This window comes from Bradyrhizobium sp. USDA 3262 (genome assembly GCF_054060035.1).
The window spans coordinates 6,782,669-6,802,732 of sequence record NZ_JBSSCT010000001.1 but is presented as its reverse complement, the minus strand read 5'-3'; the positions used below and the strand labels follow the sequence as shown (position 1 = coordinate 6,802,732).

Annotated in this window: 19 protein-coding genes, 1 pseudogene and 1 riboswitch; of the genes and pseudogenes, 10 read left to right on the top strand and 10 right to left on the bottom strand. The window is 64.4% G+C overall.

Annotation, left to right across the window (positions count from 1 at the left end; translation table 11 throughout):
* Positions 1–245: 245 nt before the first annotated feature.
* Complete coding sequence (locus ACVWYP_RS32170) at positions 246–446, top strand: hypothetical protein (RefSeq protein WP_304496095.1); 201 nt, start codon at positions 246–248, stop codon at positions 444–446.
* A 33-nt stretch (positions 447–479) separates the two neighbouring features.
* Here the strand turns inward: ACVWYP_RS32170 and ACVWYP_RS32165 are convergent.
* Together ACVWYP_RS32165 and ACVWYP_RS32160 are read right to left on the bottom strand one after the other, a co-directional pair.
* Positions 480–687: pseudogene (locus ACVWYP_RS32165) on the bottom strand (PRC-barrel domain containing protein).
* Between the two features lie 32 nt (positions 688–719).
* Positions 720–920: a hypothetical protein gene (locus tag ACVWYP_RS32160; RefSeq protein ID WP_304496094.1), complete on the bottom strand. Its 201-nt coding sequence runs from the start codon at positions 918–920 to the stop codon at positions 720–722.
* Positions 921–1,813: 893 nt separating this feature from the next.
* Between ACVWYP_RS32160 and ACVWYP_RS32155 the strand changes: the two genes are divergently transcribed.
* Entirely contained in the window at positions 1,814–2,050 is a 237-nt protein-coding gene (locus tag ACVWYP_RS32155) for a DUF6894 family protein (protein ID WP_304496093.1), read from the top strand.
* A gap of 523 nt (positions 2,051–2,573) precedes the next feature.
* A complete protein-coding gene (locus ACVWYP_RS32150) occupies positions 2,574–2,867 on the top strand; it encodes an HdeA/HdeB family chaperone (RefSeq protein ID WP_304496092.1) in 294 nt (97 codons plus the stop codon).
* A 424-nt stretch (positions 2,868–3,291) separates the two neighbouring features.
* On the opposite strand, the gene ACVWYP_RS32145 is transcribed toward ACVWYP_RS32150, so the two are convergent.
* On the bottom strand, positions 3,292–3,753 hold the full coding sequence (locus ACVWYP_RS32145; protein ID WP_304496091.1) for a PaaI family thioesterase: 462 nt from the start codon (positions 3,751–3,753) through the stop codon (positions 3,292–3,294).
* Between the two features lie 41 nt (positions 3,754–3,794).
* Entirely contained in the window at positions 3,795–5,270 is a 1,476-nt protein-coding gene (locus tag ACVWYP_RS32140; RefSeq protein WP_304496090.1) for an amidase, read from the bottom strand.
* A 179-nt stretch (positions 5,271–5,449) separates the two neighbouring features.
* Between ACVWYP_RS32140 and ACVWYP_RS32135 the strand changes: the two genes are divergently transcribed.
* The 3 genes from ACVWYP_RS32135 (at position 5,450) to ACVWYP_RS32125 (ending at position 6,300) form a co-directional block, all read left to right on the top strand.
* Complete coding sequence (locus ACVWYP_RS32135; protein ID WP_038380672.1) at positions 5,450–5,581, top strand: hypothetical protein; 132 nt, start codon at positions 5,450–5,452, stop codon at positions 5,579–5,581.
* Positions 5,582–5,669: 88 nt separating this feature from the next.
* Positions 5,670–5,972, top strand: coding sequence for a hypothetical protein (locus tag ACVWYP_RS32130; protein ID WP_028339850.1), 303 nt, complete (start codon positions 5,670–5,672; stop codon positions 5,970–5,972).
* A gap of 97 nt (positions 5,973–6,069) precedes the next feature.
* The gene (locus ACVWYP_RS32125) at positions 6,070–6,300 is read left to right on the top strand and encodes a hypothetical protein (protein ID WP_016848527.1); all 231 of its coding nucleotides are present in this window, start codon (positions 6,070–6,072) and stop codon (positions 6,298–6,300) included.
* A 67-nt stretch (positions 6,301–6,367) separates the two neighbouring features.
* On the opposite strand, the gene ACVWYP_RS32120 is transcribed toward ACVWYP_RS32125, so the two are convergent.
* Positions 6,368–6,571 (bottom strand): hypothetical protein, encoded by a 204-nt coding sequence (locus tag ACVWYP_RS32120; RefSeq protein ID WP_016848526.1) that lies wholly within the window; start codon positions 6,569–6,571, stop codon positions 6,368–6,370.
* 869 nt (positions 6,572–7,440) lie between these two features.
* Here ACVWYP_RS32120 and recA point away from each other — a divergent pair.
* Positions 7,441–8,529, top strand: coding sequence for a recombinase RecA (recA, locus tag ACVWYP_RS32115; RefSeq protein ID WP_304496089.1), 1,089 nt, complete (start codon positions 7,441–7,443; stop codon positions 8,527–8,529).
* A 381-nt stretch (positions 8,530–8,910) separates the two neighbouring features.
* Positions 8,911–9,789, top strand: a complete 879-nt coding sequence (locus tag ACVWYP_RS32110; RefSeq protein WP_439711209.1) for a hypothetical protein — start codon at positions 8,911–8,913, stop codon at positions 9,787–9,789.
* Positions 9,790–9,815: 26 nt separating this feature from the next.
* Here ACVWYP_RS32110 and ACVWYP_RS32105 read toward each other — a convergent pair whose 3' ends face one another.
* The 4 genes from ACVWYP_RS32105 to gcvT all read right to left on the bottom strand — a co-directional run bounded on the left by ACVWYP_RS32105 (position 9,816) and on the right by gcvT (position 15,068).
* Entirely contained in the window at positions 9,816–10,253 is a 438-nt protein-coding gene (locus ACVWYP_RS32105) for an acyl-CoA thioesterase (RefSeq protein WP_304496087.1), read from the bottom strand.
* Between the two features lie 253 nt (positions 10,254–10,506).
* Positions 10,507–13,380 carry an aminomethyl-transferring glycine dehydrogenase gene (gene gcvP / locus ACVWYP_RS32100; RefSeq protein ID WP_304496086.1) on the bottom strand — a complete coding sequence of 958 codons (2,874 nt, stop codon included), beginning with the start codon at positions 13,378–13,380 and terminating at the stop codon, positions 10,507–10,509.
* Positions 13,381–13,536: 156 nt separating this feature from the next.
* Complete coding sequence (gene gcvH / locus ACVWYP_RS32095) at positions 13,537–13,902, bottom strand: glycine cleavage system protein GcvH (RefSeq protein WP_016848516.1); 366 nt, start codon at positions 13,900–13,902, stop codon at positions 13,537–13,539.
* Between the two features lie 20 nt (positions 13,903–13,922).
* On the bottom strand, positions 13,923–15,068 hold the full coding sequence (gene gcvT, locus ACVWYP_RS32090; RefSeq protein WP_304496085.1) for a glycine cleavage system aminomethyltransferase GcvT: 1,146 nt from the start codon (positions 15,066–15,068) through the stop codon (positions 13,923–13,925).
* 141 nt (positions 15,069–15,209) lie between these two features.
* Positions 15,210–15,298: riboswitch (glycine riboswitch) on the bottom strand.
* Between the two features lie 202 nt (positions 15,299–15,500).
* On the opposite strand from gcvT, the gene alaS reads away from it, so the two are divergent.
* On the top strand, positions 15,501–18,188 hold the full coding sequence (gene alaS / locus ACVWYP_RS32085) for an alanine--tRNA ligase (RefSeq protein WP_304496084.1): 2,688 nt from the start codon (positions 15,501–15,503) through the stop codon (positions 18,186–18,188).
* 11 nt (positions 18,189–18,199) lie between these two features.
* Positions 18,200–19,450: a cyclic nucleotide-gated ion channel gene (locus tag ACVWYP_RS32080; protein WP_304500336.1), complete on the top strand. Its 1,251-nt coding sequence runs from the start codon at positions 18,200–18,202 to the stop codon at positions 19,448–19,450.
* A 93-nt stretch (positions 19,451–19,543) separates the two neighbouring features.
* Here ACVWYP_RS32080 and ACVWYP_RS32075 read toward each other — a convergent pair whose 3' ends face one another.
* Positions 19,544–20,050 (bottom strand): DUF3455 domain-containing protein, encoded by a 507-nt coding sequence (locus tag ACVWYP_RS32075; RefSeq protein ID WP_439711103.1) that lies wholly within the window; start codon positions 20,048–20,050, stop codon positions 19,544–19,546.
* Between the last annotated feature and the right edge of the window lie 14 nt (positions 20,051–20,064).

The window sequence follows — 20,064 nt, the reverse complement described above, 5'->3', positions numbered from 1 at the left end:
AACTGGAGAGGGAGCGCAGGTTCTTTGCGGATGCAATTGAACCTGGGGCGTGGACTCATAATTCTAAGATGTCGCTTCCGAGAGGAAATGCGGGCACGCGGCGTAGACTGCGGGGATGTCGCCTTGTGGACCAGCTTCGCCGCCTCCGACTGGTCCGGTGTTGGGTGCAGTCCGGACTTCTCGTCAACGATCCTCGACCGCCGCTTGTGACCCTAAGCGGCTTTGCCTTTATTCGGCCGCCTCGGATGTCCGCGCTGCTCGCATCTCGCGCCGTTTCGTTTGGAACCGAAACATTTTCTGGCCTGATGATTTACTCTTGGGGCTTCGCAAGATGCGAGGCATTCATGAACCCTCTCCCGGCGAGCGACGTGTTCCTTACGGTCGCGATCATGAGCGTCACTTTCCTGGCCGAAATCGCTCTTTTCATCTTGATTGGACTGATCTGAAAGGATCGTGCTGTGCAGCGCGCGGCCGAGCGACTAGTTCTCCGTGATCTTGATGGTTGAGACCGGCCACCTTCCGTCATGACCTTTGATCGAAATCCGAAGCCCGTGCAATTCGTCCAGCCAAACGTACTCGATCGTGCCTGCTTTTCCATCGGTAAGGACGACTTTTACCGATCAATTCGGCTTGCGCCTCGCCGTACTCATTCAGAATTTTTGACGCACGACGCTTCACCGATGGCATCGCTCATCCAATTCGGCTGAGCCGTCTTTCGCTCAGCGGCGAACCTTGTCCCAGCGCTCAGCCGCTGGAATGATCGATGGTGATTGCTCCTCCAATTCGCGGAGGCGGTCGATTTGCTGTCTAAGTCCCTCTGGTAGTCCCGGCTCTGGCTTCAGCGACGCGCCCAATCTCTCGCCGATCTCTCGAACGATGGCGCGGCTGTGCGTGCGGTCAAGGTCAACGCGATGGTCCATGCTATTGCTCTCGTTCCGGTAAAGGCAACGCCAGCCATGTCCAGCACCGTAGCGCCCCTCCGCAACCTCAATGGAGGCACGACCAGCGACTTTTGAATGGAACCGGAGACCGCCGCTTTTGGCTATCTGCGCGAGCGCTCGTTTTGACAACAGCGGGTCTTTGGTAGCGACCTTTGGCTATCCGCGACATGCGCCGGCTTTTTACCAGCGAGCGGCGGTCTCGTGTTTCTCTAAAGCCTGGCATGCGCTTTCGTTCCTTTGATCTCTAATCACTACGCGATGTTCCATTCGGAGGAACCCGGAGCGGGGACGACATCCCCACAAGACTTACCGAGTGCGTGCCATCGTCGCGCGCGGGAACCATTTCTGAGAGTGTCCAGTTAGTTCATGGGGCGATGAAGGGACCATCGTCATGAGGACCAAATATCTCGCTGCGATCGCGATAGCTGTTCTTGCCGCTTGTAGTGGGCTGGTCGTGAATTCCGTCGGCTCGCTTCATCCCGAAGAGAACTCCACGCTGTCCGCCAGACAAGTGGCAGACCGATTAGCTGGATCCTTGGATCCGTATTTGACGCGGTCTGGTGGGTGACAGCCGGCGTCACTCAGAATGCATCTGGCGGCGCTGCCTAAAGTGATGGGGCATGGGGCTCGTTTGGCAGGGCCATCGGCTTGTCCAATCCACGGCCGATGTCCACGCGCGACGATACTGAGCGCCCCGTCCGGCAAGAAACGCTCTAACGCCTTTGTCTCACATCCCATGGCGCTCGCATCCATACGGCGCGTTCCTCGTCTGTCGGGTTGATCGCGTTGAACACTGCTTCTTGTCTATGTCGCAACGTCGCGTCCGCTGGGCTGCGCGAGGAACATCCCCCTCCTTCTCTGCATTTCACCAGATGCGAAGATATTATTTTGACCTTCGCGACGGCGAAGCACTGATCCCGGATGAAGAGGGAATGGTGTTGCCTGACATGGGATCGGTTCAGGAAGAGGCCGTGAAAGCCTTGGCCGACATGGTCCACAATGCAGCCCAAAAATCCGCCAGCCTAATTCAGATGGCGATCGAGGTACGCGACGACGACGGGCCCGTGATGCAGGTTAAATTCGCGTTCGATATCGTCAGGCCGCATTGAGGACAACAGGACGGAGAAGCCGTTCATGTGTGAAAAATGCGCTGAGTTCGACAAGAGGATAGTGCATTACACGGAGCTATCCATGCGGACCACGGATCAACTGACCCTGGAGGGCATTGCGCTGTTGATCGAGCAATACGAAGCACAGAAGCGCGAGTCGCATTTAGAACCGAAGGAGTAAGGCCGCGTCAGTTGGCGGCCTCTTTCACCGCGACTGTCACCTGTTGGCCCTGGGCGGACATTCACCAAAGCATCGCCGATGTCGGCTTTTGAGAGCGACACGGACCTCGCGATCCCCGCTCGCACACATTGGATTTTTGAGTACACGCCCTGTTCTCATCAAGTTTTAGCGCGGCGCCGTCACAAATCAGAAACACGAGTTCTCAATCCGCGCATCGAAGCGACGTGCGGGGCGGTCTGCGCGTTGCCATGCTTGCGTTCGCCGCGGTGCTTCGTTTACGACGCGCGAGCGGAAGCGCTGGGCTTCCCGTTGATTTCAAAATACTTGCCCATGGAGATTGCGATGAAGATCACTGCCTCGATCATGCTTGCCGCCGCGCTCGCTCTGTCGTCGGCACCGGCCGGCGCCACCGTCCTCGATCTCTCGACCATGACCTGCAAACAGTTCGTCGAAGGCGGCGACGACACCATCAAGATGGTGCTGGTCTGGATGGACGGCTGGTACAAGGGCGATTCCGACGAGGCGATCATCGACACCGACGTGTTTACCGAGAACGCCAAGAAGTTCGGCACCTATTGCGGAAAGAATCCGACCATCAGCATCGTCAACGCCGCGGAGGCCGTGCTCGGCAAGTAAATCTTGCTACGCAAGCTATGGCGGGATTGGTCTAGTCGGCTTGCTCAGTGTCATCACCCGCGCATGCGGGTGATCCAGTATTCCGCAGACCGTGGTGATGGAATGAGAGGCCGCGGCGTACTGGATCGCCCGGTCAAGCCGGGCGATGACAGTTGCGTAGGATGGGTAGAGCGAGGAGAAACCCATCATCTCAATGCGCGGCAAGAAGCTCGGCAAGTAAATGTTGCAGCTTGATTAGCCTGAACCCTCATGGTGAGGAGCGCGGAACGCGCGTCTCTGTACGATGCTTCGCATCGCCAGGCGAACCATGAGGCCGGGCTGGTGGCCTCGTCCTTCGAGACGCTTGCTGCGCAAGCTCCTCCAGCGACAAAGGCGAAGCCTTTGCGCGGGGATCAGGAGATACACCGTCTATGATGCGAGAGGCCTATCCCGGCAGCATCGCAAAGGCGCTCGACACCATCGCCACCGGCTTGTTGTCGGTGGCGGAGGATAGCGTGACGCGACCGAAGCTCATGGTGCGGCCGAGCCGGACCACGCGGGCGTCGGCCAGCACGTCGGACGCCGTCACGGCGCGCATGAAATGCGTGGTCTGGTCGACCGTCGTCATCGGCCGATAGCCCTTGTTGGCCGCGAGGTTGGCGAGCACCATCGCGGTGTCGGCGAACGCCATCAGCGCCTGGCCGCAGACGATGCCGCCATTGCGGCACAATCGCTCGGAAAACGGCATGCGCAGGATGGCGCCGGGCTGCCAATCGGCATCGCCGCCTTCAGGCGGGGCGATGTCGAACTGCTCGATCGCCAGATTGAGGTCCTGCACCCACGGCGCAAAGACGTCGCCGAGCACGCGTTTCGCATCGTCGATCCCGAATTCACCGGCCTGCTGCATGACGTCCCGTTTCCTCCGCTGATGGTTTTGCCATTTATCGCCTAGTTGCGCGTGACATGCACGGCCGGCGTGTTGCCCGCATTCCACTTGCCGTCGATCGCCCGTTCGATCTGGGCGGCGAGCTGCAGCAACAGCCCGTCACTTGCTTGTTTTCCGATCGCCTGAATGCCGAGCGGCAGGCCGTGCTCGTTGGTCGCGAGCGGCAGCGAGATCGCGGGGATGCCGCAGAGATTGGCGAGCGGCGTGAAGGCGAAGTTGCGCCAGAGATTGCCGAACCAGTCCAGCACCGACGGATTGTCCGAGATGGTGAGATACTCCGTGGTGCCGACCTTCGGCGTCGGCAGCGCCGTGACCGGCGTCAGGATGATGTCCCAGTCCTCGAAGAAGGCGCCGAAGCCGCGCGAGGTGGTGTTGAAGACGGCCTGCATGCGGGCGCGATCGGCGAAGCTGAAGTCGCGGCCATGCTCCCAGATGCGGATGTTGATCGGCTCGATCAGCTCCACTGGGGGCCGCTCGAGGCCGCGCGCGGCGAGCATGTTGCCGATCACGACGGCGAAATTGCTGATGTAGCAAGTGGTCTGCGCCGCGAAGGCTTCCCGATAGTCGATCGCCGGCAGTGCGTAACCGACCTGATGGCCGAGGCCTTCGAGGAAACGTCCGACCCGCTCGAGCTCGGCTGTGATGTGCGGCGTCGCGCGATAGTCGCCCCATGTGTGCGACAGCGCGATTCTGAGCCGGCCGGGATCGCGCGCGATCATCGCGGCATATGGCTCGGGCGAAGTCCAGAACGGCATGAACTCGCCGGGCGCAGGTCCCCGGCAGGCATCGACGAAGCCAGCGGTGTCGCGCACCGTGCGCGACTGGCAGCCCTGGATCGAGACCAGCCCGGTGAGATCCGACAGATGCGGCGCGAGTGAGAACACGCCGCGCGAGACTTTCAGGCCGATATTGCCGTTGACCCCGGCGGGAATGCGGATCGAGCCGCCGCCGTCGGTCGCATGCGCGATCGGCACAGCGCCGGCGGCGACCATCGCCGCGCTGCCGGCCGACGAGCCGCAGGTGGTGTAGTCGGTGTTCCAGGGATTGCGCGTGACATAGACCGCGGGATTTTCCGCCGAGCTGCAGACCCCGAACTCCGGCGTCGTGGTGCGGCCGATCAAATTGAGGCCGGCCTTGCGCATCTTCGCGGTCAGGAAGGTATCCGCCGCGGCGCGATTGCCGCGCATCATCAGCGAGCCCATCTCCTGCAGCCGCCCCTTCAAGGTCGGGCCGAGGTCCTTCATCAGGAAGGGCAGGCCGGCGAACGGGCCGTCGAGGTCGGCGCCGTCGCGCGCGGGGTCGGCGATCACATCGTCGAACAGCTCGACGACGCCGGAGAGCGCGGGATCGACCTTGGCGACGGCGCTGGCTGCCTGCGACGCCAGCTCACGGGGCGTCAACTCGCCGCTCCGGACGCGCTCCGCGAGCGCCGTCCCGTCATGCTGCGTCCACTCGTCCCAGCTCATCGCCAAAGTCATTTGATCGATTCCTTTTCTGCTTTGTTGCGCAGTGTAATTTGCGCGGCTGCCCGGTCAAACCGACGCGCGCTGCGCTGCGTTCCGATGCGCGCTTGCGCTGCGCTGCAAGCGCCGTGCCCGGCTTGAAAATGCCCCAGTTTCGGCGCTCAGTCGCCTCCTCGCGAGTGGTGGGGGCGTACATGTTCCGCAAATTGGTGTTGCTCGGCGGCGTGGTTGCGATCGGGCTTGCGCTCAGCGGTTGCACGCGCTGCGGTCCGGTCTGGGACGACTGGATGCAGTCGCCGAAATCCTGCAAGTCAGACCATCTCTAGGGCCGGGGCAGGCGCGCTTGGCCAGACACGCTTGGCGACGGCTTTCTTGCGGTGATATACCGGCGACGAAAATGCAAGGAGCGTACTCATGAGAGTTTTGTGCGCAGTCGCGGTTGCGGTGCTGCTGTCGGCGCCGGCCTATGCGCAGATGCCGAACGTCAACCTGATGCCTGAGGTCAAGACCAGGACCCAGGAGGAGAAGGAGCAGGACGCGGTCAGAGACAAGGCCTACAAGGACTCGCTCAGCAAGATTCCCGATGCCAAGGGATCGTCCGATCCCTGGGGTGTCGTGCGCAGCGATCCGCCGAAGGCGGCCGCCCATCCCGCCAAGCCGAAGACCAAGACCGGAAGTTCGGCGCAGCCCGGAAGCGCCGCGCCGCGTAGCCAGTAACGCCCGTTCGGGGCGACTTCATCCGTCTCCCGCAGACTCGGATTCTCCTGCCGCCGCCCCTATATTGGGGTGTCGTCAGTTGGTCCGGAGTTGCGGCATGGTGTCTCGTCCGCGCGATCTCGCCAGCCGGATGGCCGAGCGGCGAAAGCCGGACGACGGCTATCTGCGCGAGACCTTCAGCCTGCCACGCGATCAGGCCCGCGTGAGGGCGCGTGACTTTCTCAAGCGCTACCCGAAAGCGGCCTATATGAGCGCCGTCGAGAGCTGGCGCGAGCTCCCCGGCGGCGACATCGAGTTCACGATGCGGCGGCTGGCAAGCGCGGATTGAAGCGTTTTCGAGCGAAGCGCGAGGGCCTGCCGGTCATGGCATCGGGGCGTGCACGATAGGCCGTGCCTCAGTCCCCATTGCTGCCGCGGGTCCGTTCCCGCTCCAGATTGTTCAGCTCGCGATCGATCCGTAGCTGCACCCGGCGGATCGCCAGAAGATCGAGCTTTGCTTCGGTCTTGCCCGTGAAGACGCGATCGCCGATCTGGAAGCGCCATTTCCAGACGCCGGCCATCAGCTGGGTGACGCTGAACTCGATGCCCCTGTGGATCATCTGTAACGGTTCCGCGAATGAAGGCGGTCGTCGATACTTAAACCATTAGTTGTAGTAATGATTGGCACCCGTAAAAAGATCGTGTGAAAGGCCGCGCCCGTTCGAGCCGTCGTTGTGGATTCCGGAAAGGATTCGTCCGCCGGCAGCATCGCCAGGGAACCGTCGCCAGCCGTGTTGCCTGTCCAGCGCCGCGCAATTCGCGTTGGTTGAGCAGGCCAATGTTACGAACACTGGCGGAACCCGAGTCTTCCGTCGAACGCTACGGAGTTTTTCCAGGGCTCAGGAGGGGTACGAAGGTAGTATGCAGATTGTGCCAGCCGTTATCTGACGCGGTCGAGCCTGTCAGGTTAACTTGTTGATTATCAGGGGAACTTCGGGCGCAAGATGCGTCGTACGGCCCGGAACTTTGTTCTTGGCCGGAGAACTACGGAATTTTAAACGGCCCCAACAGGGGGCCGCCAACCCGTCCCGGAGGCGGGTTTTCCTCCAGCAGTCGGGGGGCTACCTGTCTGGCTGGGGGCCCCCAAATAAGGGCACTGCCGGGCCGATTGTTCCAGTAAATATTCCGCGAGAACAGATCGCGACCCGCAGGAAGTTATGGGGCCAGAACATCTGAGGGCCTCCTCAGTAGTCCTACCGAGAACATCGGCTAACCCTTGGTTGCGATGGGGTTAAACCCAAACCAGGCCACTCCAAAAATCAAAGCAGGCCATTGTGGATGGAAACGGGCCGGCACCTCCTTGCCTGAAAGAACATATTGCGAACATAGAACAAACGTGGTACGAGGTTCCAATCAACAACGCATTCCACCCGACCTCATCACCCGTTTGTCCCGCTAGCGAATCCCCGCCATAAGGAGCACATCCCAAATGTCCGCCACTACACTGCGTATCGTCGAAGGATCCTCCATGGACAAGTCCAAGGCCCTCTCAGCCGCGCTCTCCCAGATCGAGCGCCAGTTCGGCAAGGGCTCGGTGATGAAGCTCGGCAAGAACGACCGTTCGATGGATGTCGAGACGGTGTCGTCGGGGTCGCTCGGGCTCGATATCGCGCTCGGCGTCGGTGGCCTGCCGAAGGGACGCGTCGTCGAAATCTACGGGCCGGAATCCTCGGGCAAGACCACGCTGGCGCTGCACACCGTGGCGGAAGGCCAGAAGAAGGGCGGCATTTGCGCCTTCATCGACGCTGAACACGCGCTCGACCCGGTCTATGCGCGCAAGCTCGGCGTCAACATCGACGAGCTGCTGATCTCGCAGCCGGACACCGGCGAGCAGGCGCTGGAGATCTGCGACACGCTGGTGCGCTCCGGCGCGGTCGACGTGCTGGTGGTCGATTCGGTTGCGGCGCTGGTGCCGAAGGCCGAGCTCGAGGGCGAGATGGGCGATGCGCTGCCGGGCCTGCAGGCGCGCCTGATGAGCCAGGCGCTGCGCAAGCTCACCGCCTCGATCAACAAGTCCCACACCATGGTGATCTTCATCAACCAGATCCGCATGAAGATCGGCGTGATGTACGGCTCGCCGGAGACCACCACCGGCGGCAACGCGCTGAAATTCTACGCCTCGGTCCGCCTCGACATCCGCCGCATCGGCGCGATCAAGGAGCGCGACGAGGTGGTCGGCAACACCACCCGCGTCAAGGTGGTGAAGAACAAGCTGGCGCCGCCCTTCAAGCAGGTCGAGTTCGACATCATGTACGGCGAGGGCGTCTCCAAGATGGGCGAGATCCTCGACCTCGGCGTCAAGGCCGGCATCGTCGAGAAGTCGGGCGCCTGGTTCTCCTATGACAGCCAGCGGCTCGGTCAGGGCCGCGAGAATTCCAAGGCATTCCTGAAGTCGAATCCCGACATCACCGCCAAGATCGAAGCCGCGATCCGGCAGAACTCCGGCCTGATCTCCGAGCAGATCCTCGCCGGCACGCCCGAGCGCGACGCCGAAGGCGAGGAGCCGACGGAAGAGTAAGCCTCCAGCATGATCCGGAAAAGTGCGAAGCGGTTTTCCCTCGCGACAAACGCGAAGCGTTTGCGCGGAGATCATGCTCAAACGGTCACATGACTTCGCTGCAAGCGGGCGCTGAGGACGTTGAGTTGCCGACGTCTTCGGCGCCCGTTTGGACTTCACTGACCACAATCCGATCAATCGCTGGTGGGGCGGCACGCACCTCACCAACGACAACCTTTGGCGCTGGAATCCGGCGTTGATTGGCCATGGCCCGCAGCGGGAGCAGCGCGCATCGTGACAAGTCTGATCCTGGCGACAAGCGATCTCGCGAGCTATCGCCTGCGGCAGGCGGGAAGGGCGGATATCGTCGTCGGGTTGAGGCCGCGCTTCGTTTGGGGACAAATGCCCTCGTCGGCTGACCTCACGATCCTGCTGGAAGCGCGTTCCGCAAAGCATGTCGATTTCGACACGCACTGGCTCGACTTCGCCACTTCAAGATGGACCGGCTCGATCGGCAGGGACGTCGGTCTCGTCGAGCTGTGTGAGCGTTGCGACAGCGTCGAGCTGTGGGCTGATCCTCAGCCGAACGACCAGCTGGTCCTGGCCTGGCTATTCGACGTGCTCCGCCCGCACCGGCACATCGTTTCGAAGCTCAGTCTGGTCCAGACCGATGCCGAGATCGCCAGGTACCGAGGTGAGAGCTCGGCGAAATGGCGACTGCCTGCACTTGCGGTGACCGATGATCGGTTGGAATTGGCCAGTCGCGCCTGGAATGCCTTTCGCGCACCGACGCCCGAGCCCTGTTTCGACCTTCTCATGCAGGATCTGTCGGCCCTCCCGCAGCTCCGCGCGGCGCTGATTGCGTTGCTCGAGGAGCTACCCGGGCGAGACACTGGCCTCGGCGCGTCTGAACTGCGGATGCTGGATCTCGTCGCCGAAGGCGAGACAAAGCCACAGGCCCTTTCAAGCGAGCTGAACAGGGAGCGCGGCGTGTTCGATTTTCAGGAAGCAGAGTTGATCCTGGATGGGCTCGTCTATTGTCGATCGCCGGTTCTGGCCGGATTCCCCGCGGAGATCGAAGCGCCCGACGATCTGAAGGCCCGAAACAACCGACACCGGGACAGTCGGCTGTCGCTCACCGATTTCGGCCAGGAAGTGTCGGATCGCGAGCTCGACTTCAGCCAGTACAATCCGATTCGCCGGTGGTGGGGCGGCACCGAGCTGACCAATGAGCGGCTGTGGCGCTGGGACGCCGAGAGCCGCACCCTGGTCGCTCCCTGAGCCTGATCTGTGCGACGCCCGTCGGCTTAGCCCCGCGCCAGCGCCTTTTCGCGGCTCGCAATCAGCGCCCGCAAATCTTCGGTCACGGCGACCGACTGGTGCGTTTTCTGGTCGGTCGCGACCCAGATGATCTCGCCGGTGGCGCGCAGGTCATCGGAGTCCTTGGCGAAGATCGCGAGCGCAAGGTTGATCGAGGAACGGCCGATCCGCGCGACGCGTACGCAGACCTCGATGTCCTCGTCGAACCGAATCGGCGCCTTGTATTCGACGACCGACTTCACGGTGTGAAAGTCGATCCCGGTCCGCGCCACTTCGCCGAGATAATCATAGCCGAGCGCGCGAAAATATTCCGTGATCGCGGTGTCGAAATAGGTCAGGTAGTGGGCGTTGAACACCACGGCCTGCGCGTCGACCTCGGAATAGCGGACGCGGAACGGGAAATGAAACCAGAATTCCTCGCGCATGTTTCCTCCTGCCGCGGGCGGCCCTCGCTATCGTTCGTCCCGCGGCCCGCTTCGACCGATGCAGGTCGCGGACAAGCGAAACGACGAGCTCTTTTCTTTGAAATGGTGGGTTGAGCCGCAGGGCTCAACCCATGCTCCGATTGGATCGTAGGATGGGTAGAGGGAAGCGAAACCCATCACCTCGCCGCCCAGATGCAATTGATGGGTTTCGCTGCGCTCTACCCATCCTACAATGGTGACATCAACGGCCGATCTACTCTGCCGCCTGCGCGTAGTCCTCGACCGGTGGGCATGAGCATACCAGGTTGCGGTCGCCATAGACGTTGTCGACGCGGCCGACCGGGCTCCAGTATTTGTCGGAACGCGACACGCCGGCCGGGAAGCAGCCCTCGGCACGGGTGTAGGCCCTGTTCCAGGCATCGTCGGCGATGTCGTGGACGGTGTGCGGCGCGTGGCGCAGCGGTGAGGCCTCGACCTTCCAGCGGCCCTTTTCGATCTCCGCGATTTCGTCGCGGATCGCGATCATGGCGTCGCAGAACCGGTCGATCTCGAACTTCGATTCCGATTCCGTCGGTTCGATCATCAGCGTGCCCGCCACCGGGAAGCTCATGGTCGGCGCGTGGAAGCCGTAATCGATCAGCCGCTTGGCGATGTCGTCCACGGTGACGCCGCTCGTCGTCTTCAGCGCCCGCGGATCGACGATGCACTCATGCGCAACCCGGCCGCGCTCGTTGCGGTACAGCACCGGGAAGTGCGGCTGCAGCCGTGCGGCGATGTAGTTGGCATTGAGGATCGCGATCTCGGTGGCGCGCGTGAGGCCTTCGCCGCCCATCATCAGGATGTAGATGTAGGAGATGGTCAGGATCGACGCCGAGCCGAACGGCGCGGCCGACACCGGGCCGATGGCGTGCGCCGTCGTGCCGTCGGTTGCGGGATGGCCTGGCAGATAGGGCGCAAGATGCGCCTTCACACCGATCGGGCCCATGCCGGGGCCGCCGCCGCCATGCGGGATGCAGAAGGTCTTGTGCAAATTGAGATGGCTGACATCGGCGCCGTAATCGCCGGGCCGCGACAGCCCGACCTGCGCGTTCATGTTGGCGCCGTCGAGATAGACCTGGCCGCCATGCGCATGCACGATGTCGCAGATCTCGCGGATATGCTCCTCGAACACGCCGTGGGTCGACGGATAGGTGATCATCACAGCGGCGAGATTGGCCGAATGCTTCTCCGCCTTGGCGCGGAGATCATTGACGTCGACGTCGCCGCGCGCATCGCACGCCACAACCACGACCTCCATGCCGACCATCGCGGCCGAGGCCGGATTGGTGCCGTGCGCGGAGGAGGGGATCAGGCACACCTTGCGGTGCGGCTCGCCGCGCGCCAGGTGATAGCCGCGGATCGCCAGCAGTCCGGCATATTCGCCCTGCGCGCCGGAGTTCGGCTGCAGTGAGACCGCGTCATAGCCGGTGATGTCGCACAGCCATTGCTCCAGCCGCTTGAACAGCGTGTGATAGCCCTTGGCCTGATCCGCGGGCGCGAACGGATGCAGATTGCCGAACGCCGGCCAGGTCAGCGGGATCATCTCGGTGGTGGCGTTGAGCTTCATCGTGCAGGAGCCGAGCGGGATCATCGCGCGGTCGAGCGCGAGGTCACGATCGCTGAGCTTGCGCATGTAGCGCAGCAACTCGGTCTCCGAGCGGTGGGTGTTGAACACCGGATGGGTGAGGAACGCGCTGGTGCGCCGCAGATCCTTCGGCAGCGCCTCGCGCGCGGCCGCTTCGATCTCGGCAAAGCTGAGCTTGCCGCCGAACACGCGCCATACTGCCTCGACGGTCTCCGGCGTCGTGGTCTCGTCGAGCGCGATGCCGAGCGTGGTCGCACCGATGCGCAGATTGATCCGCTCCGCCTGCGCGCGGGAGACAATCTCGATCTGCTTCGCTCCGGCCTCGACGGTCACGGTATCGAAGAACGCTTCGCTGGTCGGCGCAAAGCCGAGCTTGCGCAGGCCGGCGGCAAGCACGGTGGCGCGGCGATGCACGCTGCGTGCGATATGGGTCAGGCCCTCGGGACCGTGATAGACCGCATACATCGAGGCGATCACGGCGAGTAGCACCTGCGCGGTGCAGATATTCGAGGTCGCCTTCTCACGGCGGATATGCTGCTCGCGGGTCTGCAGTGCGAGGCGATAGGCGGGCTGCCCACGCGAATCCACCGAGAGGCCGACGAGACGGCCGGGCAGCGAGCGCTTCAGCGTGTCGCGCACCGCCATGTAGGCGGCGTGCGGTCCGCCATAACCCATCGGCACGCCGAACCGCTGCGCCGAGCCGATCGCGATGTCGGCGCCGAGCTCGCCGGGCGAGGTGAGCAGCGTCAGCGACAACAGGTCCGCCGCGACGATCGCAAGCGCGCCCCTGGCGCGCAGCGATGCGATGGCAGGCTTGAGGTCGCGCACCGCGCCCGATGTTCCCGGATATTGCAACAGGGCGCCGAGCACGTCGGCGTTGTCGAGCTCGGTCAGGGGATCGCCGACGACCAGCGCCCAGCCCAGCGGCGCGGCGCGCGTGCGCATCACCGCCAGCGTCTGCGGATGCACCTCCTTGTCGACGAAGAACACCTTCGCCTTGACCTGCGAGTGGCGCTCGGCGAGCGCCATCGCTTCGGCCGCCGCGGTCGCCTCGTCGAGCAGCGAGGCGTTGGCGACGTCGAGCCCGGTGAGGTCGCAGATCATGGTCTGGAAGTTGAACAGGGCCTCGAGCCGGCCCTGGCTGATCTCCGGCTGATACGGCGTGTAGGCGGTGTACCAGGCCGGGTTCTCCAGGATGTTGCGCTGGATCACCGCGGGCAGGATGGTGCCGGAATAGCCTTGGCCGATCAGCGAGGTGAACACCTGGTTCTGCGCGGCGAGCTCGCTCATATGCGCGAGCGCCTCGGTCTCGCTCAGCGCCCGGCCGAGATCGAGCGGCGCCTTCTGCCGGATCGACGCCGGCAGCGTTTCATTCATCAGCGCCTGCAGGCTCGCGGCGCCGACCGTCTCCAGCATCGCGTTGATGTCGCGCGGCGACGGTCCGATGTGGCGGCGGACGAAATCGGTGGCGGCTTCGTTGATCGGCTTGAAGGGCGCGTTCATGACGTGGTCCTCGTTGTCAGCCGTCATACTCCGCGAAAGCGGGGTATCCAGTACGCCGGGACATCAGTGATTGAGCTGAAGGGCCGCGGCGTACTGGGTCGCCCGATCAAGTCGGGCGATGACAGTGAGTGTGTGGTGGCAATCTGCTTCATTCTCTCAGGCGGTGTGCGCGGCGTAGGCGGCCTCGTCCATCAGGCCGCCGAGCTCGCCCTTGTCGGCAATCTTCATCTTGAAGAACCAGGCCTTGCCGCCGGCGTCCGAATTGACCAGCGCGGGCTCGGCGGCGAGCGCGTCGTTGACCTCGACCACCTCGCCGGTGATCGGTGCGTAAACGTCGGAGGCGGCCTTGACGGATTCGACGACAGCGGCGGCCTCGGCCTTCTTCAGGCTGCGGCCGACCTTGGGCAGTTCGACGAACACGACGTCGCCGAGCTGCGACTGCGCATAGTCGGTGATGCCGATCGTGGCGACGTCGCCCTCAATGCGGAGCCATTCGTGGTCGGACGTGTACAGCGTCGTCATGGGGAGCGATCCTTTGGCGTTTAGCGTTTGTAGGTATTGGGGACGAAGGGCGTGGCGGCGACTTTCAGCGGGAGCCGCTGGCCGCGCACTTCGGCGAAAACGGTGGTGCCGACGGCGGAAAGGGCGGTCGGCAGATAGCCCATCGCGACCGGCGCATTGAGGCTCGGGCCGAAGCCGCCCGAGGTCACCTTGCCGATCTGTTCGGTCGAGGTCGGATCCGCGAACAATGCGGCGCCTTCGCGCACCGGGGCGCGGCCGTCGGGCTTCAGGCCGACCCGCCGGCGCGCGGCGCCATCTGCGAACTGCGCGAGAATCTTGTCGGCGCCCGGGAAGCCGCCGGCGCGGGCGCCGCCGCTGCGGCGAACCTTCTGCACCGACCATTCCAGCGCGCCTTCGACCGGCGTCGTCGTGGTGTCGATGTCATGGCCGTAGAGGCACAGCCCGGCTTCAAGCCGCAGGCTGTCGCGCGCGCCGAGCCCGATCGGCAGCACGTCGGGATTGTCGAGCAGCGCGGTGACCAGGGCTTCCACCTTGTCTGCGGGCACGGAAATCTCAAAGCCGTCCTCGCCGGTGTAGCCGGAGCGCGAGACGAAGCAGTCGACGTCGCCGACGCGGCGCGGACCGGCGTCCATGAATTTCATCGAACTGACATCTGCACAAAGTTTCGCCAGCGCCGATTCGGCTTTCGGCCCCTGCAGTGCGATCAGCGCGCGGTCGGCCAGCGATACGATCTCGCAAGTGTCGGCGAGATTCGCACGCAGATGCGCCTCGTCCTCGGCCTTGCAGGCGGCGTTGACCACCAGGAACAGGTGATCGCCGAAATTCGCGACCATCAGGTCGTCGAGCAGGCCGCCGTCATTGTTGGTGAATTGCGCGTAGCGCTGCCGTCCCGGCGCGATACCGACGATGTCCTGCGGCACCAGTTTTTCCAGCGCGAGCGCCGCGTCGGTGACCTTGCCGGATTTGGCCTTCAGCACGAGCTGGCCCATGTGCGACACGTCGAACAGGCCGGCTTCCTTGCGGGTGTGCAGATGCTCCTTCAGCACGCCGGCCGCATATTGCACCGGCATGTCGTAGCCGGCGAACGGCACCATCTTGGCGCCGCGCGCCAGGTGCAGCGCGTGCAGCGGGGTCTGTTTCAGCGGAGAAGTTTCGCGTGCAAGCATCACAGGGCCCTCGCGGTTCCCGTCGGGGACCTATTTCCCCTTGAGAAACCTGCAGAAAGCCCCATCTGTCGCTGTGCCTGAGAGTATTATCCCGTCGGCGGACGCATCGGGGCGAACCCCAGCGTCTCTTTCCAGATGTCAGACGTCACGCGGTCCTTTTGCCTGAGAGTTTCCGGGGCGGTTGCTCCTTCGGCGCCGGCGGTAAGGCCGGTCTCTCCCGACGTGACTAGGTATAGGTAGGTAGAAAACACGGCGCCACCAAGACTGTCAACGCAGCTGCAGCAACTATCCAATGGGCTTTGTGCTGCCGCGGCAAGCCCATGATCCGCCTGCACAGTTTCTGGACACCGCAGCTGGCAATGTCTAAAAGCGTTCGGCCGGAAAATGACGCCTTTTTGCGGCTGGCCGGCCCCTTTTTCCGATTGGATGAACATGAGCAGCGTCAACGACATCAGGTCGACATTTCTGAACTTCTTCAAGGAGAACGGCCACGAGATCGTGGCCTCGTCGCCGCTGGTTCCGCGCAACGACCCGACCTTGATGTTCACCAATGCCGGCATGGTGCAGTTCAAGAACGTCTTCACCGGCGTCGAGAAGCGCGGCTATCAGCGCGCCACGACGTCGCAGAAGTGCGTGCGCGCCGGCGGCAAGCATAACGACCTCGACAATGTCGGCTACACCGCGCGCCATCTCACCTTCTTCGAGATGCTCGGCAACTTCTCGTTCGGCGATTACTTCAAGGAGCGCGCGATCGAGCTCGCCTGGAATCTGATCACCAGGGATTTCGGGCTGAAGGAGGACAAGCTGCTGGTCACCGTCTACCACACCGACGACGAGGCGGCCGGCTACTGGAAGAAGATCGCGGGCTTCTCGGACGACCGCATCATCCGGATCCCGACCTCGGACAATTTCTGGGCGATGGGCGACACCGGCCCGTGCGGTCCGTGCTCCGAGATCTTCATCGACCGCGGCGAGCACATCTGGGGCGGACCTCCGGGCAGCCCGGAGGAGGATGGCGATCGCTTCCTCGAATTCTGGAACCTGGTGTTCATGCAGTACGAGCAGGTGACGAAGGAGGAGCGCGTGGCGCTGCCGCGTCCCTCGATCGACACCGGCATGGGGCTCGAGCGCATGGCGGCCATCCTGCAGGGCGTCGAGAGCGTGTTCGAGACCGATCTGTTCCGCAATCTGATCGATGCGGCGGCGTCGGCCCTCGGCCACGGGCCGAGCGAGCAGAACGTGGCCTCGTACCGCGTGATTGCGGACCATCTGCGCTCGTCGGCGTTCCTGATCGCCGACGGCGTGCTGCCGTCGAACGAGGGCCGCGGCTACGTGCTGCGCCGGATCATGCGCCGCGCGATGCGCCATGCGCAGCTCTTGGGCGCGAGCGAGCCGCTGATGCATCGCCTGGTCTGGGCGCTGGTCCGCGAGATGGGCCAGGCTTATCCGGATCTGGTCCGCGCGGAGAAGCTGATCGAGGAGACGCTGCGGCTGGAGGAGACGCGCTTCCGCAAGACGCTGGCGCGCGGCCTGTCGATCCTCGACGAGAAGAGCGCCGGCCTCAAGAAGGGCGACATGTTCGACGGCGACACCGCGTTCACGCTGTACGACACCTATGGTTTTCCGCTGGATCTGACGCAGGACGCGCTGAAGTCGCGCGGCATCAGCGTCGACCAGGCTTCGTTCACCGACGCGATGGAGCGGCAGCGCGTGAAGGCGCGTGCCTCCTGGGCGGGCTCGGGCGAGGCGGCGAGCGAGGCGATCTGGTTCCCGCTGCGCGAGAAGCTCGGCGCGACCGAATTCCTCGGCTACGAGACCGAGAGCGCGGAAGGCGCGGTGACGGCGCTGATCAAGGACGGCGCCGAGGTCGAGAGCCTGAAGGCCGGCGAGAGCGGCGCGATCGTGCTGAACCAGACCCCGTTCTACGGCGAGTCCGGCGGCCAGGTCGGTGACATCGGCGTGCTCACCGGCGAGGGCGTCAAGTTCCGCGTCACCGACACGCAGAAGAAGGCCGGCGATCTGTTCGTGCATCTCGGCACGGTGGAGCAGGGCACGCTCGGCGTCGGCACCGCGCTGCAGCTCGAGGTCGATCACGCCAGGCGTTCGTCGATCCGCGCCAACCATTCGGCGACGCATCTGTTGCACGAGGCGCTGCGCCAGGTGCTGGGTGATCACATCGCCCAGCGCGGCTCGCTGGTCACGCCGGACCGGCTGCGCTTCGACTTCGTGCATCCGAAGCAGATCACGCCGGAAGAGCTCGCCCGGATCGAGGACATCGCCAACGATGTCGTGCTGGAGAATGACGAGGTCACCACCCGGATCATGGGCGTCGACGATGCCCGTGAGGCCGGCGCCCGCGCGCTGTTCGGCGAGAAGTACGGCGACGAGGTCCGCGTCGTGTCGATGGGCAGGGGGGCCCGCGATCACGGCCAGAACGCGCTCGGCTGGTCGGTCGAGCTCTGCGGCGGCACCCATGTCCGCCGCACCGGCGACATCGGCATGATCTCGGTGACCGGCGAGGGCGCGGTCGCGTCCGGCGTGCGCCGCATCGAGGCGCTGACCGGGCATCACGCGCGCAAGCATGCCAACGACACCATCGCGCTGGCCAAGACCGCGGCGCTGGAGCTGCGCACCACGATCGACGACGTGCCGGCGCGGATCGCCGCGCTGATGGAGGAGCGCAAGAAGCTCGAGCGCGATCTGTCTGACGCCCGCAAGAAGCTCGCGATGGGTGGCGGCGGTGCGTCGAACGGCGCCGCCTCAGCCGTTCGCGAGGTCGGCAATGTCAAGCTGCTGGCGCGCGCGGTCGAGGGCGTCGAGACCAAGGATCTCAAGAGTCTCGTCGACGACGGCAAGAAGCAGATCGGCTCGGGCGTGGTCGCGATCGTCGGCGTCACCGAGGACGGCAAGGCCGGCATCGTGGTCGGCGTCACCGCCGATCTGACCGCGCGGTTCAACGCGGTCGAGCTCGTCCGCAAGGGCTCCGAGGTGCTCGGCGGCAAGGGTGGCGGCGGCCGGCCCGACATGGCGCAGGCCGGCGGGCCCGACGGCGCCAAGGCCGACGCCGCGTTGTCGGCGATCGAACAGGCCATGACTCAACAGGCATCGGCCGGCGCCTGACGGAGAGGCTGATCGTGGCGACGGCTCCGCTCAAGCCCACGATCGGCGATCCCGGGCTGCGCGACCGTCTCTACGAGCTGCTCGAACGCGATGATCTGCCGCATTCGGGCGGCTTGCGGTTCGCCCGGATCATCGTCGCCATCATCGCCTTCGATGTGCTGGCGGCGATTCTGGCCTCCGTGCCCGAGATCGACGCGCAGTTCGGCTGGCTGCTGACGACCATCGAGATCGCGGCGGTCATCGCCTTCGCGTTGGAATATGCCGCGCGGCTCTGGAGCGTGGTCGGCCACTCGCTGCGCGACATGACGCCGGCGCGGGCACGGCTGGAATACGCCTTCTCGGCGCTCGGCGTGATCGACCTGCTCGCCTTCCTGCCGTCGGCCATCGCGCTTGCCATCGGCGACAAGACCACGCTGGTGCTGTTCGGCATGCTGCCGTTCCTCAAGCTGGTGCGCTATTCGACCGCGATGCGCTCGCTGCTGGCGGCGCTGCATGCCGAGCGGCGCACGCTGTTCGGCTGCGTGGTGATCCTGACCGGCGCGGTGCTGCTGTTCGCCTCGCTGCTCTATGCCATCGAGCACAAAGTGCAGCCTGACAAGTTCGGCACCATGCCGCAGGCGATGTGGTGGGCGATCGTGACGCTCGGCACCGTCGGTTACGGCGACGTCGTCCCGATAACGCCGCTCGGCCGGACCGTCACGGTGGTCGCGATCGTGGTCGGCTTCGCGATGATCGCGCTGCCGGTCGCGATCATCTCGACGGCGTTTGCCGACGAGGTCCGGCGCCGCGACTTCGTCGTGACCTGGGGCATGCTGGCGCGGGTGCCGCTGTTCTCGCATCTTGGCGCCGCCGATATTTCCGACATCATGCGGCTATTGCGGTCGCAGACCATCGAGGCCGGCGAGGTGCTGGTGCGGCGCGGCGATGCGGCCTCATCGATGTATTTCATCACCGCGGGCGAGGTCGAGATCGACCTGCCGAGCCAGCTTGTACGGCTCGCCGACGGCGCGTTCTTCGGCGAGATCGCGCTGCTGCGGCGGACCAGCCGCTCCGGCACGGTGACGGCGACGCGCAAGACCAAGCTCCTGGTGCTCGATGCGCAGGACTTCCATGCCCTGATCGAGCGCATGCCGGCGCTCGCCGCGCATGTCCGGGAGACCGCCGAGGCGCGGCTTGCCGATCCGCTCGCGGCCGGCGGCGACCTGGCCGCCGCAGAGATCGCCCAGGCGCCGCGCGAGACCGACGGCGGCATCCGCGACTAGAGCCTCATTCGATCGAATCGGAACCAGGCTCTCGATTCTTCGTTTGACGCGTTTTCTTCACGCGGACCGGTTACCCACTTCGCTCGAAAACGCTCAGTCCCGTCGCAGGAACACGTAATCCGCCGAATATGCCGCGCCCTTCAGCGCGCCTGATTTGTCGCAGGCGCCGCTGAGCTCGCCGCCCGAGGTGTTGATCCGCTGCACGGTTGCGACGCCGGAGAGCAGGCCGTTGCCGCGGTGGGCAATCACCTCGAGCTTCAGCCAGGCAATGTCGGAAGGCGTTGCGCCGGGTGCGCTGCCGGAGGTGCGGGCGGTCACGGCGCTGCCGTCGACATGCTCCCAGTTCGGACCCGCATAATGCCGGCCGACCGTGCGGCCATCGGCGATCAGGGTCGCGACCGGTTCGCGGAACGACCAGGCGAGCTTGCCGTCGGTGACCGGCTTGCACTCATAGACCTGCACGCCCTCGGCATGGACCGACAGAACCGGGGACTCGCCGGGCGCCGCGACCGCGTCGGGCAGGGGGCCGGCAGCGAATGCCGCCGACCCGGTGAGCGAGAACGATGCGAGCACGACGGCTCTGACAAGGGCCATGGTCATGCTCGCACCTGTCT

Excerpts from the sequence above, each read along its gene's own strand:
- gcvT (WP_304496085.1), bottom strand. The coding sequence starts at position 15,068 with ATGCTTGCACGCGAAACTTCTCCGCTGAAACAGACCCCGCTGCACGCG.
- ACVWYP_RS32150 (WP_304496092.1), top strand. The coding sequence starts at position 2,574 with ATGAAGATCACTGCCTCGATCATGCTTGCCGCCGCGCTCGCTCTGTCG.
- gcvP (WP_304496086.1), bottom strand. The coding sequence starts at position 13,380 with ATGAACGCGCCCTTCAAGCCGATCAACGAAGCCGCCACCGATTTCGTC.
- ACVWYP_RS32075 (WP_439711103.1), bottom strand. The coding sequence starts at position 20,050 with ATGACCATGGCCCTTGTCAGAGCCGTCGTGCTCGCATCGTTCTCGCTC.
- ACVWYP_RS32135 (WP_038380672.1), top strand. The coding sequence starts at position 5,450 with ATGTTCCGCAAATTGGTGTTGCTCGGCGGCGTGGTTGCGATCGGGCTT.
- gcvH (WP_016848516.1), bottom strand. The coding sequence starts at position 13,902 with ATGACGACGCTGTACACGTCCGACCACGAATGGCTCCGCATTGAGGGC.
- ACVWYP_RS32105 (WP_304496087.1), bottom strand. The coding sequence starts at position 10,253 with ATGCGCGAGGAATTCTGGTTTCATTTCCCGTTCCGCGTCCGCTATTCC.
- ACVWYP_RS32120 (WP_016848526.1), bottom strand. The coding sequence starts at position 6,571 with ATGATCCACAGGGGCATCGAGTTCAGCGTCACCCAGCTGATGGCCGGC.
- ACVWYP_RS32130 (WP_028339850.1), top strand. The coding sequence starts at position 5,670 with ATGAGAGTTTTGTGCGCAGTCGCGGTTGCGGTGCTGCTGTCGGCGCCG.
- alaS (WP_304496084.1), top strand. The coding sequence starts at position 15,501 with ATGAGCAGCGTCAACGACATCAGGTCGACATTTCTGAACTTCTTCAAG.
- ACVWYP_RS32110 (WP_439711209.1), top strand. The coding sequence starts at position 8,911 with ATGCCCTCGTCGGCTGACCTCACGATCCTGCTGGAAGCGCGTTCCGCA.
- ACVWYP_RS32155 (WP_304496093.1), top strand. The coding sequence starts at position 1,814 with ATGCGAAGATATTATTTTGACCTTCGCGACGGCGAAGCACTGATCCCG.
- ACVWYP_RS32125 (WP_016848527.1), top strand. The coding sequence starts at position 6,070 with ATGGTGTCTCGTCCGCGCGATCTCGCCAGCCGGATGGCCGAGCGGCGA.
- recA (WP_304496089.1), top strand. The coding sequence starts at position 7,441 with ATGTCCGCCACTACACTGCGTATCGTCGAAGGATCCTCCATGGACAAG.
- ACVWYP_RS32160 (WP_304496094.1), bottom strand. The coding sequence starts at position 920 with ATGGACCATCGCGTTGACCTTGACCGCACGCACAGCCGCGCCATCGTT.
- ACVWYP_RS32170 (WP_304496095.1), top strand. The coding sequence starts at position 246 with ATGTCCGCGCTGCTCGCATCTCGCGCCGTTTCGTTTGGAACCGAAACA.
- ACVWYP_RS32140 (WP_304496090.1), bottom strand. The coding sequence starts at position 5,270 with ATGACTTTGGCGATGAGCTGGGACGAGTGGACGCAGCATGACGGGACG.
- ACVWYP_RS32145 (WP_304496091.1), bottom strand. The coding sequence starts at position 3,753 with ATGCAGCAGGCCGGTGAATTCGGGATCGACGATGCGAAACGCGTGCTC.